Annotated in this window: 1 protein-coding gene; it reads left to right on the forward strand. The window is 66.7% G+C overall.

What is annotated here, in order from left to right; all coding sequences use genetic code 11:
* Nucleotides 1-1,086: DNA-directed RNA polymerase subunit beta (locus ACTWPT_RS60025; RefSeq protein WP_443186484.1), on the forward strand; the 1,086-nt coding region annotated here is incomplete at both ends.

A 1,086-nucleotide genomic window follows, 5' to 3' on the forward strand; every position in this document is an offset into this window, starting at 1 on the left:
CGAGGAGGTCCTGGCCGACCTGGACGAGCGGGGCATCATTCGCATCGGCGCCGAGGTGGTGCCGGGTGACATCCTGGTGGGCAAGGTCACCCCGAAGGGGGAGACCGAGCTGACGCCGGAGGAGCGGCTGCTGCGCGCGATCTTCGGTGAGAAGGCCCGTGAGGTCCGTGACACCTCGCTGAAGGTGCCGCACGGTGAGCAGGGCAAGGTCATCGGGGTTCGGGTGTTCTCCCGTGAGGAGGGCGACGAGCTACCGCCTGGCGTGAACGAGCTGGTCCGCGTTTACGTGGCTCAGAAGCGTAAGATCACCGACGGTGACAAGCTGGCCGGCCGGCACGGCAACAAGGGTGTCATCTCCAAGATCCTGCCGGTCGAGGACATGCCGTTCCTGGAGGACGGCACCGCGGTCGACATCATCCTCAACCCGCTGGGCGTGCCCGGCCGGATGAACGTCGGCCAGGTGCTGGAGACCCACCTCGGGTGGATCGCCGCCCGCGGCTGGGACATCTCCGGCATCCAGGAGGCCTGGGCCGAGCGGTTGCGGGAGAAGGGCTTCGACAAGGTCGCCCCGCGCACCAACGTGGCCACCCCGGTCTTCGACGGTGCCCACGAGTCGGAGATCGTCGGCCTGCTCAGCAACACCGTGGCCAACCGCGACGGTGACCGGATGGTGCAGGAGACCGGCAAGGCCCAGCTGTTCGACGGCCGCTCCGGTGAGCCGTTCCCGTACCCGATCTCGGTCGGCTACATCTACATCCTCAAGCTGCTCCACCTGGTCGACGACAAGATTCACGCTCGGTCGACCGGCCCCTACTCCATGATCACCCAGCAGCCGCTCGGCGGTAAGGCCCAGTTCGGTGGCCAGCGCTTCGGTGAGATGGAGGTGTGGGCGCTGGAGGCGTACGGCGCCGCCTACGCCCTGCAGGAGCTCCTGACCATCAAGTCCGACGACGTCCTCGGCCGCGTGAAGGTCTACGAGGCCATCGTCAAGGGCGAGAACATTCCCGAGCCCGGCATTCCGGAGTCCTTCAAGGTCCTCATCAAGGAAATGCAGTCGCTGTGCCTGAACGTCGAGGTGCTCTCCAG

This window comes from Nonomuraea sp. 3N208 (assembly GCF_052245935.1).
GTDB lineage: Bacteria > Actinomycetota > Actinomycetes > Streptosporangiales > Streptosporangiaceae > Nonomuraea.